At 44.5% G+C, this 16,278-nt stretch carries 13 protein-coding genes; 12 read left to right on the plus strand and 1 reads right to left on the minus strand.

Annotated features, from left to right (window positions below; all coding sequences use genetic code 11):
- The first annotated feature begins 717 nt into the window (after positions 1-717).
- The 3 genes from EHQ17_RS10620 to lsa26 all read left to right on the plus strand — a co-directional run bounded on the left by EHQ17_RS10620 (position 718) and on the right by lsa26 (position 2,988).
- A complete protein-coding gene (locus EHQ17_RS10620) occupies positions 718-1,302 on the plus strand; it encodes a DUF1564 family protein (protein ID WP_135590701.1) in 585 nt (194 codons plus the stop codon).
- Between the two features lie 232 nt (positions 1,303-1,534).
- The gene (locus EHQ17_RS20405; protein WP_135590700.1) at positions 1,535-2,038 is read left to right on the plus strand and encodes a DUF1564 family protein; all 504 of its coding nucleotides are present in this window, start codon (positions 1,535-1,537) and stop codon (positions 2,036-2,038) included.
- Positions 2,039-2,244: 206 nt separating this feature from the next.
- The gene (gene lsa26, locus EHQ17_RS10630) at positions 2,245-2,988 is read left to right on the plus strand and encodes a surface adhesion protein Lsa26 (protein ID WP_135590699.1); all 744 of its coding nucleotides are present in this window, start codon (positions 2,245-2,247) and stop codon (positions 2,986-2,988) included.
- A 77-nt stretch (positions 2,989-3,065) separates the two neighbouring features.
- Here lsa26 and EHQ17_RS10635 read toward each other — a convergent pair whose 3' ends face one another.
- On the minus strand, positions 3,066-4,769 hold the full coding sequence (locus tag EHQ17_RS10635; RefSeq protein WP_246057531.1) for a M23 family metallopeptidase: 1,704 nt from the start codon (positions 4,767-4,769) through the stop codon (positions 3,066-3,068).
- Positions 4,770-4,907: 138 nt separating this feature from the next.
- On the opposite strand from EHQ17_RS10635, the gene lptE reads away from it, so the two are divergent.
- The 9 genes from lptE to EHQ17_RS10680 all read left to right on the plus strand — a co-directional run bounded on the left by lptE (position 4,908) and on the right by EHQ17_RS10680 (position 15,149).
- Entirely contained in the window at positions 4,908-5,465 is a 558-nt protein-coding gene (lptE, locus tag EHQ17_RS10640) for an LPS assembly lipoprotein LptE (protein WP_135590697.1), read from the plus strand.
- Positions 5,466-5,496: 31 nt separating this feature from the next.
- Entirely contained in the window at positions 5,497-5,979 is a 483-nt protein-coding gene (locus tag EHQ17_RS10645; RefSeq protein ID WP_135590696.1) for a Fur family transcriptional regulator, read from the plus strand.
- Complete coding sequence (gene tgt / locus EHQ17_RS10650; protein WP_135590695.1) at positions 5,976-7,100, plus strand: tRNA guanosine(34) transglycosylase Tgt; 1,125 nt, start codon at positions 5,976-5,978, stop codon at positions 7,098-7,100. Before EHQ17_RS10645 ends, tgt begins: the two co-directional genes overlap by 4 nt.
- 70 nt (positions 7,101-7,170) lie before the next feature.
- Positions 7,171-7,506 (plus strand): STAS domain-containing protein, encoded by a 336-nt coding sequence (locus EHQ17_RS10655; RefSeq protein ID WP_100746972.1) that lies wholly within the window; start codon positions 7,171-7,173, stop codon positions 7,504-7,506.
- 48 nt (positions 7,507-7,554) lie between these two features.
- The gene (locus EHQ17_RS10660; protein WP_135590694.1) at positions 7,555-9,204 is read left to right on the plus strand and encodes a lipoprotein LipL71; all 1,650 of its coding nucleotides are present in this window, start codon (positions 7,555-7,557) and stop codon (positions 9,202-9,204) included.
- A gap of 142 nt (positions 9,205-9,346) precedes the next feature.
- Positions 9,347-10,219, plus strand: a complete 873-nt coding sequence (gene nadC, locus EHQ17_RS10665; protein WP_135590693.1) for a carboxylating nicotinate-nucleotide diphosphorylase — start codon at positions 9,347-9,349, stop codon at positions 10,217-10,219.
- Complete coding sequence (locus EHQ17_RS10670; RefSeq protein ID WP_135590692.1) at positions 10,219-12,246, plus strand: RelA/SpoT family protein; 2,028 nt, start codon at positions 10,219-10,221, stop codon at positions 12,244-12,246. The genes nadC and EHQ17_RS10670 overlap by 1 nt, the downstream gene beginning before the upstream one ends.
- 26 nt (positions 12,247-12,272) lie before the next feature.
- The gene (locus EHQ17_RS10675) at positions 12,273-14,072 is read left to right on the plus strand and encodes an extracellular solute-binding protein (protein ID WP_135590702.1); all 1,800 of its coding nucleotides are present in this window, start codon (positions 12,273-12,275) and stop codon (positions 14,070-14,072) included.
- A 9-nt stretch (positions 14,073-14,081) separates the two neighbouring features.
- Positions 14,082-15,149 carry a hypothetical protein gene (locus EHQ17_RS10680; RefSeq protein WP_135590691.1) on the plus strand — a complete coding sequence of 356 codons (1,068 nt, stop codon included), beginning with the start codon at positions 14,082-14,084 and terminating at the stop codon, positions 15,147-15,149.
- Positions 15,150-16,278: the final 1,129 nt, after the last annotated feature.

A 16,278-nucleotide genomic window follows, 5' to 3' on the forward strand; every position in this document is an offset into this window, starting at 1 on the left:
CGGATCCGGAACTTCGAGGAGGAAAAGGCGCTCTTAACTTCCATTCGAACGATCCTTCAAGGAAAGGTGCAACCCACGCATGTGGGGAATAGGTCTCACTGTGCTTGTGTCTCCGGATTCGTTCGCGGTTCAACCTCACGCATGTGGGGAATAGTCCTTTTTTTCACTCTTCTTCAATGTTCCGATCGGTTCAACCCCACGTATGTGGGGATTCTTCTGGAGAGGAGTCGATATATCTTGAATCTTTGATGTTAGATGGAGTTTATTTCTTTGTTAGGGCAAGTCAAGATCGCTTTACTTTCAAGATTTATTTACGACTCGAATCTATATTTCATTTGTGTGCCACTCGAAAGGATCTATAAAACATTTGATTAAGAAAACAAATCAAATGTTTGAGTCGGAACTCCTCACACATACTCGATATTCTAATGAATAGCGTGTTGTTCCTTGTTGGAAAATTTGAATAAATTTCCTTTTCAAGCCTAAGGATCAATACGATTCGCTTTGATTTAAATTATATATATCTAATTTTATTATAAAATTAATTAAATGGATTATTAATATATTATTATAAACATAAGTTATTCTATTTTAAAAAGTTTATTTATTTTATCATTTTTTATTGGTTTTATTCGAGATGAATTAAAGAAAAATAAAAAAAATATTTTTTTTATTAATATTTGCTCATGGCGTTCGCTCGGAGAACCGAACATCGGTATGAGCAATTCAAGAAATCAAAAAGTATCGAAGCATTTAAGGTGGTTTCCGAAGGAAACAATTTATGAGTCTAATGTTGATCACAATTTTAAAACAAGCCGATTTAAGCAAAGACGAATTCATTCGTCTCCTTCCGATTTCTGGATTCCAGTCGAACTCGCTCCTTTGTTGCAGTCGAAAATTTCAAAATATGGGTCTTTGAAAAAGGTGTTGCACGTGCTTTTGGAAGAAAAACGAAATAGGCTTCATTCTCTCTTTCGGCTCTCAAAATATGAAAAGACTTTATACCAAAGTAAAGGTTTGGATTTGATGCGCTTTTCTTTTCGACCGGATTCTGCGGATTGGGCTGAGTTGCGTTTAGCCGCACGTTATTACGGAGTGTCGATTTGCCGTTTTTTTGTTATGCTTCTTTCTCTTCTGAACGAAAAGAAAGAAGAACACAAGGATCAGTTTTCTTATAAAAGAGAAAAGTTTGGGATCGTCTTGGTCCAGAAAATATTTCAAGATAGGAATCGTATCTCATTTTCTATTTTTTTAAATTCCAGTTTGATAAACAGGAAGAGGAGGAGGCCGGGAAAAATATAATATCCCAATTTTAGTTCGAATGACTTGATTCACGGATAGGCGTGTACTTCCGACCTCAAAGTTGAACGATTCGATTCCCGTTACGAATTGTAACGAGAATCGAAATTCAAAAGCGAGTTTTATGGAATCAAGAATAAATCGATTGAATTTTCCTTTGTAAAAAAAATCGCGAGAAGTGAATTTTTTTACGAAAAATAGCTTTAATTGAATTTTAAAGGAACCGTAAACGAGTATGAAGGCAAAAAACAAAAACCAATTACGACTTTTGAAACCGAATCGTTCCCAGGGGAAGCAGTTTCCCCTGGGGGATTTTTTCACTCCCGAACCAAAGCTGGATCGACGCCATCTCGGACCCTCATGCGATTTGTATGTGCCCGAGGATTTAATCGAACAGTTGGATGAGATGATTTCGCGAATTGGCTCAATTCGAGTCGTTCTCCATAATTGTCTCGAAAAAAATCGATCCCATTCGAGGATTCTGCTCCATTCTCTTCCTTCAAAGATCAGTTATCAGGAACGTCATCTGAAAAGTAAGAGATTTCCATTTCGACCCTTTGCAGGAGATTGGAGCGAACTTCGGAAGATATCGATGTATCACGGTGTATCGATGTGCAAGATGTTCGCGACCATGTTAGAAAGTGAACTGTATCCGCGAATAGAGCACGCCGCTAATTCTTTACCTTCGGAGATGGAAGACGAATTTTCCGAGTTTCCTTTTGATAAAAGGGGAGCTTAATTCGTATTTCCGTTTCTATTTCGTAATCTGAATCTGAAATTTGCCGGTTTTATTTGAATAAAATAAGACCGGCGAGTTCGATACGGAAATCTTTCCTACAAGTTCCGGGTCTTAATTTTCCAAATTCGGCAATTATTTTCTTGAAAATGAAGATTCTACCTTTAGAGTGATCGAATCTTAGATTTTAAGAGAATTTGGAGTGTATAATGTTGAAAAATTTTAAGAGAATATTCGTAATACTTTTCTCTTTCGGTTCCCTGTTGTTTTCTTCTTCTCTCTTTGCGTTAGGAACCTATTCGGAAGGATGGGCGGTGGTCCGACTGACCCAATTTGAAAGTCGCGGAATTATCTTTGATTCGCACGAAGGGGTTATGGAATTTATTTCCTACGACAACGCAGAAAAATGTGATCCTTTGAAAGATGAATGTTTTGCTCCGATGCGGGAAAAAGTAGAATTCAGTGTTCGTCCAGAAAACGGTGAAATCGTGAATTTCTTAAGCAATAATCTCAATCAAGAAGTTCTAATTCAATATAGAATTCATCGAATCGAACCGATTGCACTTTCGACCGATTTCGAAGTCGTTGGCGCTCAAAGACAAGTTCCGGGAATTCCTAAAGAAGTTACCGACAAAATTATCGTCCCAAAAACCGGTTCAAAACGGAATTTTTCCGTTTCCGGGAGAATCCTTCAGTTGGAATATCAGGGCACGATGGTAGGAACTTATGAAGGTCTTTATTTGGATGAGGTTCGTGGAAAGGTACATCCCTTTTCTATTACCAACGAAGAAGTTGCGAATTTTGTCTGGAACACTATGAAATTTAATTCTAAATATTTTATCGGCGTTTCTGTTGCGTTCGCAACCGGTTGGAGAAAGTCCGATTACGATATTTTTGAGATCAATTACAAGGCGCCGGCGGGAGGCGTTTATTCGGATCCGAATAAGAAGTGATTTTTTTGAGGAGATAGCGGTCTTCCGACCTCCTCAAAGGTGGACTTACATAATAAAAAGGGTGTGGTAAAAATACCTCACCCTTTTTCTTCCTCTTCCTCCAAAACGATTAAATCAGTTAGCCAATCCGATACGTTTCCTGCTCGGTCCCTGATTCTTGCCTGTAACAAAAGTTTCTTTTTAAATTTTCTAAAAGTTTTGGGGATCTTAACTAAAATCATTTTGCGATCGGACTCGAATTCATAGGGAAAGGACTCTCCATCCAGTAAAATTTCGGCTCCTCCTGCGTAACCCGAACCGATATCGGAAATCGAATACATTCTTTCTATCACAGAAGGTGGTCGGACCTCCTCGGTGAATCGATGACGGGAGATCAAGAAGGGATGTTCGATCTTCGGTTTAGAGCGATCATCCAAAACCGCAAGAATGCCGATCTTGTTTAAAATGGATGTCGTACCTTCGGCACCGGAAACCGTTTTGAGAACAGTCCAACGTTTGGTTCCGACTTCAAAAAGGTATAGATTCTCGCCTTTCTTTAATTGCATCCCTTTCCAAAGTAACCGAGCCTCCCCGGACCAATGAACACCGGTCGATTCTATTTCGATCGGTTCACTTTTCAGAATCAAACCTTCCGGAAGAGAATTCTCCGGTAGCGTTGCAACCTTTTCAATGAGAAGATTTCCTTTTCCAAAGGTATTCCCTTTGGGAGTTTTGATAAGAATTCGTTTGTCGGTGGAATAATATTCGGTCGAGAGATCTTTTTCTTGCGTGGTCTTGAAACCGGCGTTGAGTAACTTCAGTTTCAAGGAAGAAATATTCCCCGCCTTGTCTCCTCCGATAATTTCTAAAGACACTTCTTTTCCTTCCGGAAAAGTTCTTAAATCCAAACTAGGTTTTTGATTGGGAAACAAGTTATAAACGTAAACGGGCGGATTTAAAGATGAACGATTCGAATCATAAATTGCTTGATGATCCCTTGCTTCGGCATAACTCATTTTCTCAAACTTTCTTTCATACAAAACGTTTTGTTCGGAGAGAAGTCGCGCAAAGAAAAGATTATTCTTATTCCTTGAGTTCATCCGATCAAAGGCCCCTAATTTAAGTCGTACCTCCCCACCGACTTTGAGAGGTTCTTCCTCTTGAACTTCATAAACTCCTTCCTTTTTTTTTCGTAGAGGGAGTCGAAAACGTTTCCCGTCCGAAGCATCTATATAAAGAACCAACAATTCGGGAGGAGTTCCGTCCTTGTCCGTCATCTTTAGATAAGCAAGCGGATTGAATGTGTCCCCATTCCCATGAAGTTCAAAATGAAGGTGAGGAACTCCGGTTCCGGATTCTCCGATCCTCGCGATAGCCTGCCCCTGTTGGATAGAGAACTTATGATCTGAAAATTTGACGGAAAAAGTTCCGTCGCTCAATAGATGGAGCGCTTGCCGCAAATTTTCCAATTCTTTTCGCACGCCTTCCACGCTGAAAAGATGCGCGAACTTAGCTTTCAAACCGGATGAAGATCGAAGAACGAGATTGAGTCCGTATCCATTCGGTGATTCCGATAGAGATTCTACAAAGCCGTCAAACGGCGCGATGGCCGGAAAGCCGTTTAGGTGAAACGTCTTAAAGTCGGCGCCCATATGCAGGTGATGAACGCGATATTCGGCAAAAGAACCGGACACAGGTGTTTGAAATTCCATCGGGAAAAGTATCCTTCCCTGAAGTTCCGGATAAAGTCGAAGTTCAGGTCGGTCCTCCGCACTCAAATCTGTTCCGGGAAAGATCCACATCGTGATCGGAAATAGTAAAACGGCAAAAGAAAGTCTCATTCTCCCTTAGATCGCATGGGAAATCAAAATTTGTAAAGCCGAAAAGCCCGCGAAAAAATCTCCTTGCCCGGAGGTACGACCTAAAAGATTCTCCCAAGCATGTACTTGGCTCGAGTGGCTCTGGTGATTCTAATTGTTTCGGGATTATCCTGCACTTATTTTACCCGCGAACCGAGAAATCCTCCGAAGATCGACGGAGTTCCGATTCCCGATGAACAACGCCGTCTTTACGTTCAAAATTTTCGCAACAATTCCTACGGAATGGGAGTGCAAACTCTTCTTACGGAGCTCGTCCGTTCCGAAGTGGATTCCCGCGGTAGATTTCTTCAGACAAGAGAAAAATCCCTCGCCGCTTATCGGCTTTACGGTGAAGTCGTCCACTACCAACTCGTCGGAAATCTTTTGGACCAAGGAGGACAATCCATTTCGAGGGAAATGTTGATCGTCGTCCGTTTAGAATTGCAGAAAGCCGGTGGACAAAAAATTCTCCTGGAAAGGGAAGAGATTCCGGTTCGAATTATCTATTCCGATCAGGTTGGATTCCGAGAAAGCGAAAGTCAAGCGCAGGCGAGACTTCTACGGATCATGGCGATTCGAATCTCGGAGGAGATCGAAAGAGCTTGGTATTTTTCTATTGCCGGAAAGATCGATCCTTGATAATCTTGATTCGCCCCTTGAGTAATCTCCCATGAATAGAGAAAAACAAGAAGCCATTCTCAACAAAACCGAACCTGCGATCCGTATGGAAATGCAGACCTTCTCCGAGTATCTTCAAAAAGAGGGACTCAAAATTACGAATCAAAGAATGCTGGTGGCGGAAAGAATTTTTTCCCTTCACAATCATTTCACCGCGGAAGGACTTTTGGAGGAGTTCAAAGACCAGAGGGATCAAATTTCCAAAGCTACCATTTATAGAATTCTATCGATTATGGTTTCCGCCGGACTATTGCAGGAGCATAATTTCGGAAAGGATTACAAATATTACGAGCATATCATCGGTCACAAACATCACGATCATATCATTTGTACGGTCTGCGGTAAAATCGTGGAATTCGTGGACGAACGAATCGAACAACTTCAGGAACAAGCCGCCAAAGACAACGGCTTCAAAATCACCGGTCACAGTCTGAATATTTACGGCACTTGCAGCGACCATTCCTCCGGTAGATGATCTTTCAGACGACTTTCGAAGATCCGAACACCCTCGCTCGCACCGGCATTCTCGAACTAAACGGGACGAAATTAGAGACCCCTGTTTTTATGCCTGTGGGAACCAGAGGCGTCGTAAAAACTTTGAGGTCGGAAGACCTCGAAGAACTTGAGTATTCTTTAATATTAGGGAATACCTATCATCTCTACCTTCGTCCGGGAACTTCGGTTTTGGATCGGTTCGGAGGGCTAAAAAAATTCATGACTTGGAAAAAGGCGCTTCTCACCGACAGCGGAGGATACCAGGTCTTCAGTCTCAATTCCCTTTTCAAATACGAGCAAGATGGAGTGAAATTCCAGTCCCATATAGACGGAAGCCGTCATTATTTTACTCCGGGTTCCGTCATTGACATTCAAAGAAGTATCGGATCGGACATCATGATGGTTCTCGACGACTGCGCTCCCTTCGATTCGAGTCCGGAGCGTCTGCGTCAATCGTTAGAGAGAACTCACCGTTGGGCGGAAATGTCGGTGGACCACTGGCAAAAAAATAAAAATTCGCAACATCTCTTCGGAATTTTTCAAGGAGGAATCGACTTGGAAGCTCGAATGGAAAGTCTTAATGCGATCACCTCACTCCCGTTTGACGGAATTGCGATCGGAGGACTCTCTGTCGGAGAACCTCGCAGGGATTTTATCCGAATTTTGGAAGGAATCGGTCCTCACACGGATCGAAATCGCCCTCTTTATCTCATGGGTGTAGGAACTGTTCCGGACATATTGGATGGAGTGCGGAATGGAGTCGATATGTTCGATTGTGTACTTCCGACTCGCAACGCAAGAAACGGACAAGTTTTCACTTCCAAAGGAAAAATAAATCTCAGAAACGAAAAATGGAAGAACTCCGACGAACCGATGGACCCGAATTGTGGATGTAGAGTCTGCGAACGTTATAGTATCGGATACATCCGGCACCTACATCACGTCGGAGAGATCACGGCTTTTTCGCTCTCCACATTTCACAATCTATTTTTTATGAAAAGTTTTCTCTCCGAGATACGAAAGTCGATTCAAAGCGGAGAATTTATGAAAACGTATGCCAAGTGGAAAAATTTGTATGAAAAGCCTGAATTTTCCGGTTGACTATTTACAGAATCGCCTTTCCTTTAGTAGAGCTGGCCGGAAAGAGACAGAAAGGAGTTGCTGATTATTTATGGAAATAACCAGAAGAGAAAGCGGGAACATTGTGATTCTGGACATAAACGGAGAGATCGATCTCTACAATGCCCCAGAAATTAAAGATGTAATCGCTAAACTCATCGAGGAACAGAAATATTATACTATTATCAATCTGGAAAAAGTTTCCTACATTGACTCATCCGGTATCGGCGCACTGATTTCCAGCCTTTCCAACTTGAAAAAATACCAAGGCGGACTTAAGATTATCAATGTTTCCGGATCGGTGAGAAAAGTATTCGAACTCACAAAATTAACTTCCTTTTTTGAGATCTTTGATAACGAAGCGGACGCAGTCTCTGCGTTTAAGTAAAATCGGACTTTAGATTATCTTCCTTTTTTCTAAATTACTGGTGCAGCAATGAAATCAACCCTAAGAAAACTACTTTCGTTTTTTATAATTTTACTCGCAGGTTTTTTCATTGCCTGCGGGTCTGAACTTCCGATCCAGGAACTCAGCGACGCAAAAAACTCCATTACGAGGGCCAAGTCGGCGGGCGCGGAAAAATATGCAGCCGGCGAATTGGAAGAAGCTCGTAAGAGCCTGCTCAACGCGCACCAAAAAGCATCCGACGAGGATTTGGCCGAGGCTAAAAAATCCGCCGAATACGCAAAGGCGAAGGCGTTAGACGCTTCCGAAAAATCGTTTCCATCCACCGTGGACGAAGCGCGCAAAGATTCTACAACCTCGATCGATTCGGCCGAGGAGGCGTATGCCTCTCAGCTCGCCTCCGAGCAATACAATTCCGCGGTTCAACTTCGCAAAGAAGGAGATGCTCTCCGGGAAACCGCCGATCGCACCCTTGAGGCCTATCCGAAAGAATCGGGTGACGACGCAAAACTTCGGACGAGATTGGCAGCCTTTGATCAATACGAATCTTCCCGTCAAAAATATGCGGATTCCAAGAAGGCCGCAGACGAATCCAAAGCCTTAGCACTTTCCCAAAAACAACAACTCATCGATTCCCTCGCGGATATCGAAAAAAATCTGAACGACGCGGACCGGTATGCGGAAGGAAAAGATCCGGAAGTAAACGAAACGAAAGTTCGTTTGGACGGCGCAAAGTATAAGATCGAAGAGGGAAAAATCCGCGACGGTTACGCGGAAGTGGATGATATTCGCAAAAAATCGGCCGAGCTGGTCGCAAAGAACATCAAAACTTTCGCCGAAAAACAAAAGGAACTCGCGAAACAAAGCGTTGTTGCCGCTACGACGAAATTAGCTTCTTTTGATAAAAATAAAATCAACGCATCTCGGGATTCTCAGGTATCGTATCAAAGGGCGGAAGAAAATCTGAAAGCTGCGGAAGAGTCTCGTGTTTCCGCGGAGGATTTATATTCTTCCGAAAAATACGAGGATTCGATTGCTCGTTCGGAAGAGGCGATCCGTCTTTCCAGAATCGTTGTCGATCAAGCTACGGAATTGGCGGAACGTTTGGATCGGAAAGGCGGAGACAAATATGCAAACCGCGATTCCAAAACGGGAACCGAGGGAAAGAATAACTCCAATTCCAATAGCAATACTTCCGAAGGCAAAAACTCTTCGTCAAAATGGGGAGAGGACGGATTGCCCGAAGGTTGGAAACGTTATGTGGTTCGCAAAAAAGTTCCGGCAGATTGCCTCTGGAGAATCGCGAAGGACAAACGCCACTATGGAACTTCCAAACTGTGGAAACGGATTTATGAGGCCAATCGTGGTAAGATCAAAAATCCGAACCTGATTTTTCCAAAACAAATTTTGCTGATTCCTCCTGCAAAGGGATCGACCCAGTTTCCAAAAAACGGGGCTCCGGCTAAGAAAAAGCCAAGTTCCGATGCGGTAGAAGCAATTGAACAAAATCAAAAGCCCGCCGACTCGGAAGAATCCGAATCGGGAGGAGATTCCGAATCCAAAAAGAAGAATGAGGTAAAAGAGCCTTCTCCCGAAGAAGACTCTACCGATTCTTCCGGAAACGAAACCGCACCGGAGGAAGAAAATCCGGAAGAGGAAAATCCGGAAAATCTTCAGTAAGTTCGTGCTCCACCGACACAAAAAGGCCTGGTCTAATCCACCGGGTTTTTTTTTGTCCGTGGAGTTCCGACCTCTTTTCCGCTCTTACGAGAAATTCACTTGATTACCGCTTTCCCGCTGTAAAACTTTCTTTTGGATAGAAATGAAACGCGCTTACACCCGACCGATCTCCTCCGTATCGTATCAGGACTACGAAATTCTCGCAAAACTCGCTTGGGCCGAAGATTGTCCCGACGAAGACATCACATCGATTTCCCTATTCCCTCCGGATTTGCCGGCAAGCGCAAGGTTGAACGCCCGGGAGCCCGGCGTCCTCTGCGGAGTCGGTGTAGTAGAGGTTTTGAATGAGTTGGCCGGCGACACGATCCAAACGGAATATTTCAAAAAAGACGGAGATCCGTTTCAAACGGGGGAGACGCTTCTTTCGATCCAAGGAAGTCTCGTCGCGATTCTTCGCATCGAAAGAATTCTTTTGAATTTCATCCAATACCTCTCCGGAATTTCTACGAGAACGAGCGAAGTCGTTTCCCAATACGGACAAAAAGGTCTGATGATTTTGGATACGAGGAAAACCCTTCCCGGATATCGGAAACTCGCCAAATACGCGGTCTTTTGCGGAGGCGGAAGCAATCACAGACTCAATCTTTCCGAAATGGCAATGATCAAAGACAATCATTTGGCCTTGTATTCTTCCGCTAAGGAACCTGTCGGAAAAATCAAAGCCCGTTTTCCGGGAAAACTTGTGGAAGTCGAAATCGATTCCCTGTCTCAGCTGGAAGACGCCGCGTTTTCCGGTGCGGACGTGATTCTTCTGGATAACTTTTCGCTCCCGGATTCGAAAGAGGCGTTCGAGATTCTGAAACGAATCGCTCCCGGAATTCTTGTGGAATTTTCGGGATCGATTACGCCGGAGAAGTTGGGCGCGCTTTCCGAATTTTCGGGCGCCGGAGTCAGCATGGGATATCTGACTCATACGACCCGTTTTTTGGATTTGGGTTTGGACATAGAACACTGATGGGATTCGTAAAAGCGCCTGCTACGAAAGAAATGCTTCTCGAAGGAGTTCGGGAAAATCTCGGAGACGCGGCCTATGACGCAGTTCAAAGAGCGTATGACGTTTCCGAATCGGCGCACCAGGGTCAGTTCCGTCTTTCCGGAGAACCGTATATCGTTCATCCGTTACAAGTCGGATTCATTCTTTTCGAATTGGGTCTCGACGAAAAGGTGATCTGCGCCGGTCTTCTTCACGACGTCATAGAGGACACAGAATATTCCCGCGAAGACATGATCCGCGATTTCGGAGAGGATATCACCGATCTCGTCGAAGGTGTTACGAAAATATCCAAAATCAAAAGCCAATCCAAAGAGACCGAGGCGGCCGAAAATATCCGAAAAATCATCGTCGCAACGATCAAAGATATTCGAGTAATTCTGATCAAGCTGGCGGATAAAACGCACAACATGCGTACGCTTTCGTTTCAACCCCCCGATAAACAAAGAAGGATCGCGCAAGAAACGATTTCTTTGTACGCCCCGATCGCAGGTAGATTAGGAATTTATAAAATTAAATCCGAACTCGAAGATTTGGCGTTCCAGATCCTCAATCCGGAAGAGTATCAGGAAGTCAAAAAGAACATCAATTCCAAAAAGTCGGAACGCGAAGGTTTTATCGAAACACTTAAGATCATCCTTCTGCAAAGACTCGCCGAAATTCAGATAGAAGCGGACGTGGACGGTAGGGCAAAACACTTCTACTCCATCTACCGAAAAATGAAACTCAAAGAGAAGACATTCAACGAAATCTTCGACCTTCGGGCGATCCGCATCATCACCAACGAGGTCAAGGACTGTTATGGAGTATTAGGAATCGTGCATACTCTTTGGAACCCGGTTCCGGGTCGGTTCAAAGATTACATAGCTACTCCTAAAACGAACATGTATCAGTCGCTCCACACTACGGTCATCGGTCCCGACGGTAAACCCCTGGAAGTACAGATTCGTACCCGGGATATGAACGATATCGCAGAATACGGAATCGCGGCGCATTGGATGTACAAGGAAGGAAAACCTTCTCCCGCCGGAGCGAAAAGTGTCAAGGTCAAGTGGCTCGAGCTTTTGAGTTCCTGGCAGGATTCCGCTCTGGATCCGAAAGAATTCGTCGAGGAATTAAAATACGACCTTCACGAAGACGAAGTGTTCGTGTTTACTCCGAAAGGCGAAATTCTGCAATTGCCCAAAGGAGCTACGATCCTTGATTTCGCTTTTCGAATTCATACCGATGTCGGTTTAAAAGCGAAAGGAGGTCGGATCAACGGTCGTATGCTTCCTCTTCGAACCGAAATCCGTTCCGGCGATCAGATCGAAATCATCACGGACAAACGTACAAAACCTTCCCCGATTTGGCTGCGTATCGTCCGTACTCCCTCTGCCAGACAAAAACTCAGGGCTTACTTTCGTAGGTTAAGAGAGGAAACCAAAAAGGATCTTTCACAAGAGGCGGAGGTCGCGGCCGAATTCACTTTGAACGCGGAGGTTTTGGAGGAGCTGAAGAAAAAACCTTCCTCTAAACCGAACAAACAAATCGATTTGGCGGCGGGCAAAGTCGTCGTTGCCGGGCTTCGCGGAATTCCGGTCCGTTTGTCCGGTTGTTGTTCTCCTTTACCGGGCGACGAGATCATCGGTTTCGTCACGCGGGGAAGGGGGGTCAGTATCCATAAGAAAGGTTGTGTTACCGCCAAACAACAGGAAGAGGAAGAATCCATGCGCGTCATCACCGTGGAATGGGACTACGGTCAAAACGAATCGATTCCCGTTATGGTGGAAGTGAAGTCCAAGGATCGACAAGGGATTTTTATGGAGATCGTCAAATCCATCTCCAATACGCAGACCAATATCAGAGAGTCGAAGGCATCCACGGACCAAAGAGGGAATCTTGTGGCGAGTTTCGAAGTGGAAGTGGAACATCTGGATCAGTTGAAGGAGATTCTTAGCAATCTCAAACAGATTCCAGACGTCTTTCAAGCTCATAGAATTAAAAATTAACGAGAGGTACTTTCTTGAAAAAGAATATTCGAATTTTAGCATGTTTTGCATTTCTACTTTTTTTGTCCGCTCCCTTCTTCGGTTGCGGCGAAAAGGAAGAGTCGGAATCCGGGGTCGTCGTTCAGGATCTGCCTTGGGACGGGAATCCGGACTCGGTTCCTCCCGCGTTGAGAGGGCGTAATCCGATCGTTTCTCCGGATGCCAAAAAAGGAGGGACATTCCGTATTTACAGTCATCAGTTCCCAAAATCATTGAATTATTATCTGGATCAGTTTTCGACGACGGCTCATATTTTCGGTCTGATGTTCGAACCTCTTCTGGATTATCATCCGATTACGCTCGAGCCGATTCCACATCTCGCTTCTTCCTGGAAAATTTCTCCGGATAAAAAAACGTTCACGTTCACCATCGACTCGAACGCGACCTGGTCCGACGGAAAACCCGTGACCGCAAAGGACGTTTTGTTCACATACGAAACTCTGATGGATAAGAACAACAACACGGCGGTATTTCGGATCGATCTTTCCCGTTTCGAAACGCCCGTCGTGATCGGAGAACGGGAGATCGCCTTCACTCAGAAAGAAATCCATTGGTCCAATTTTAATACGATCGCCAGTTCCCTTTACGTTCTTCCCTCGCATTATTTCCAGGGAAGAAATTTCGATAAGGAGAATTTCGATTTTCCGGTCGTTTCCGGTCCGTATTCCATGTTGTCCGCCAAAAAAGGACGTTACGTAAAGATGAGACGGCGCGGCGATTATTGGATGCGGGCTTATCCGTTTTATAAGGGTGTGGACAACTTCGATACGATTCTCTTTAAAGTTTATAACGAGGAACCGATCGCGTTTCAAGCATTCAAAAAAGGTGATATAGATATTTACCCGACGTATACGGCATCCTTTTGGGTGAAGGACGCGGTCGGAGATAAGTTCGACGAAAACTATATCGTCAAACAGAAGATCTACAATTCCAAACCGATCGGCTTTCAAGGTCTAGTGTTTAATATGAGAAGGGAGCCGTTCAACGACGTGCGTGTTCGTAAAGCGTTCGCCCATCTCGTGGATCGTAAACTGCTCGTCGAAAAATTGGCGTTCAACGAATACGAACTTACGAACGCATTCTATCAGGATTTATGGCCGGCGGGTTCTTCTCCCAATCCGCCCATCGATTTCGACACGAAAAAAGCGCGCGATCTTTTGGCACAAGCGGGTTGGAAAACGAATTCGAAGGGAATTCTCGAGAAGGATGGTAAGGAATTTCGGTTTAACATTTTGGAACGCGATAAGAAATCCGAAAAATACCTTACGCTGATCCAAGAACGCGCTAAGGAAGCGGGAATCGTCATTAATTTGGAATCGACGGATTTAGCAGAGTGGAGTTCGAGAGTGGACAAATACGATTTCGATATGACTTGGGCAGCTTGGGGAGGCGGAATATTTAAGGACCCGGAAGCGATGTGGTATTCCAAATACGCCGATGAAAAAGGACAGCCCAATCTTTCCGGATTTAAGAACGCTGAAGTTGACAAACTCGTGGAAGAACAAAGGACTGAGTTCTCCGTTCCGAAACGTAACGAAATTCTGAAAAAGATCGATCGGGTTTTAACTCGGGAAGTTCCTTACGTTCTGCTTTGGAATACGAGCGCGACGAGAGTGATGTATTGGAATCGTTTTCAATCTCCAAAAAATCCTCTCGGTAAATACGGATCGGAAAAGGAAGCGGCGTCCCTTTGGTGGTTGGATCCTTCCCAGTCCTCCCGGCTCGACGACGCGATTTTGAAGAAGGAAAAACTTCCCGCGTTACCGTCAAAAGTTTTCTATCAATAAGGCGGGTTTATGAACAAAAGGAATCGATTGGGCGAATTGGGAGGAGTCATCCGCGATTTTCTCAGTTCGCCTAAGATTCCGAACTTCATCGAGCTTTTGGAGAAAGGGCTCGATAAGGAATTATTCTATGATCCGGAAAAGACGAGGCCTGAGATTCCGATCGAGGATCTTCCCGTGGATTATCGTCTGCGGGAATCCGGGTTTGTGCGGAAAACATACGAACGTTTGTTTCCTGTTTCACATCTGTTTCGCATAACGTATCGATATGAGCGTGAATATCTGGATAATTTCATGCCATTGTCGGCGGAGAAATACATCGGGCGAGGTTCGTATAAATTCGTGTATGCACTTCCCTGGAACCAGGTGGTTAAAATAGGGAAGTCTAAACTTCCTTCCGATCCTATCTTCGGCTCCTTGTATAAACACGTTACCAAAAACTTAGAACGTTATCTGAAACCGGAAGAGATTCATCTTATGGAATTTCTGAAATCCAAAACCAGGTCCCGTTCGACCAAAGACGATCTGCAATTCAAGTTTTCACGCTTGGGTTTGGAACGCCTTCATTATTGGAAGTTAAAGTCCTTGATTCCCGACCTCGTTCTGCCGACGAGATTTTTTATGGGTATGAGGGTTCGTAGGACTCCGTTCGGGATTCCTTTGTTGACTCTTACTCCTTGCGATAATCAAAATCTTTTGCCGGGAAAACACCTCAAGGAATTCATACGTTTGAACGAGAAGATCCGACAAAATCCGCTTCAAGACGCCTTTTTTCCTAAGTGGAAGTTGAACTTCGACACGCATAAGTTCGGAGTGATCAGCCGTTCGAAACTCAAAAAAATCGCGTTGGATTTTCATCGCGTGATCGAAGTGACGAAACATCTCGCAGCGGAAGAAAAGCTGATTTTCGATATACATTCAGAAAACATAATTATCACGTTCCCCGACTTCTCTTTGAAAATCTTCGACTATCACGTGTTTGACGAACACTTATACGAACCTAGTAAGGAAAACCCTTCTCCGGAAATAGATCATATCAATACTATTCGGGAATTCGTTCGCTCTTTCGAGCTCGGATAATATTTCATGCTGCGTAATCTGTCGGATCGCATTTAGGGGGTTCGGGGCGTGTCTCGGAGCCGCCGTTGGTCGGCCAAACTACATTCATTTTTTAGAATATTCCGGCGGCTCCGAGTCGCGTGACTCCGGGCTCGCGGATTCCCGCTCGTCCTCTTCGAGGACGCTTCGCGCCCTGCGGCCCGCTCACGCAGGAAATGTAAGAGGAAGCGAGATGAACGTTTGTGCCAAACGGCCGCCCAGCCGCAACCACGGGATCTTATACGAGAAGAGCGATATGGTGTTGTCACGGGCGAGCGCGGTGCAACGCAAAACAAAAAGAGCGCGAAGGTATGCGCGCCGCGCAACGGGTTTGATGAGGTTTGTTTCGTATTTGTATTTGTTTTAACAGCGTTTTCATTTTTGTTTCTTCGTTTTGTCTTCTGTTTTGTGCCGTTTCCCGTCGCGGGTTTTGTTTTGAATCTTCATTCGTGCCGATGTTCGTTGCGTTTTTCCGTCGCGGGTTTTGTTTCGAACTACGTACGGAGCCGCATCTGATTTCTGTGGATTGTCCGCTTTTGTATGCGAGCGCTGGAAGTTTGGTGTTGTCGGCGCTCGCAACGAACGTCGATCATTGCTTCTAAACTCGTGTTCTTTTGTTGCTGCTAAACTCCGCTCTTGTTACAAAAGATCGCATCGCCTTTTCTAAGTTTCGTTTGGTTTTGCAGAGTAAACTACAATGCGGCAGACGATTGAGTGGATGTTAGAATGTTAGTCGGCTCTGTTGGCCCTTGGGTTTTTCCGATTCGGAATTCGTGATTTTCGATCTTCAATTGGTAAGTTTGAGATTTCAATTTATTCAATGTCGCTTCGCTGGATTCGATTTGATTCGACTTAGCTCGACTTGTGACTTGACTTGATCTGATTCGACTTGAGTTGAGTTGACGTAGCTCAATCCGACCTGGCTTGACGCAGCTGGATTCGACTTGCTCGGCTCGAACCGAACCAGAATATTTTCTTTGATTACAACGCCAGTGCCCGCAATTTTTTTCATCGGAAGCGTGACGTTCGTGCAAGTCGTGGAACCGAGTGTGGTATGGGATATTTACTGCTCAACAACGAAGAAGAAATTTCCTCTCGTTTACAAAATGAC

Source organism: Leptospira gomenensis (assembly GCF_004770155.1).
In the GTDB taxonomy this organism is placed as follows: Bacteria; Spirochaetota; Leptospiria; order Leptospirales; family Leptospiraceae; genus Leptospira; species Leptospira gomenensis.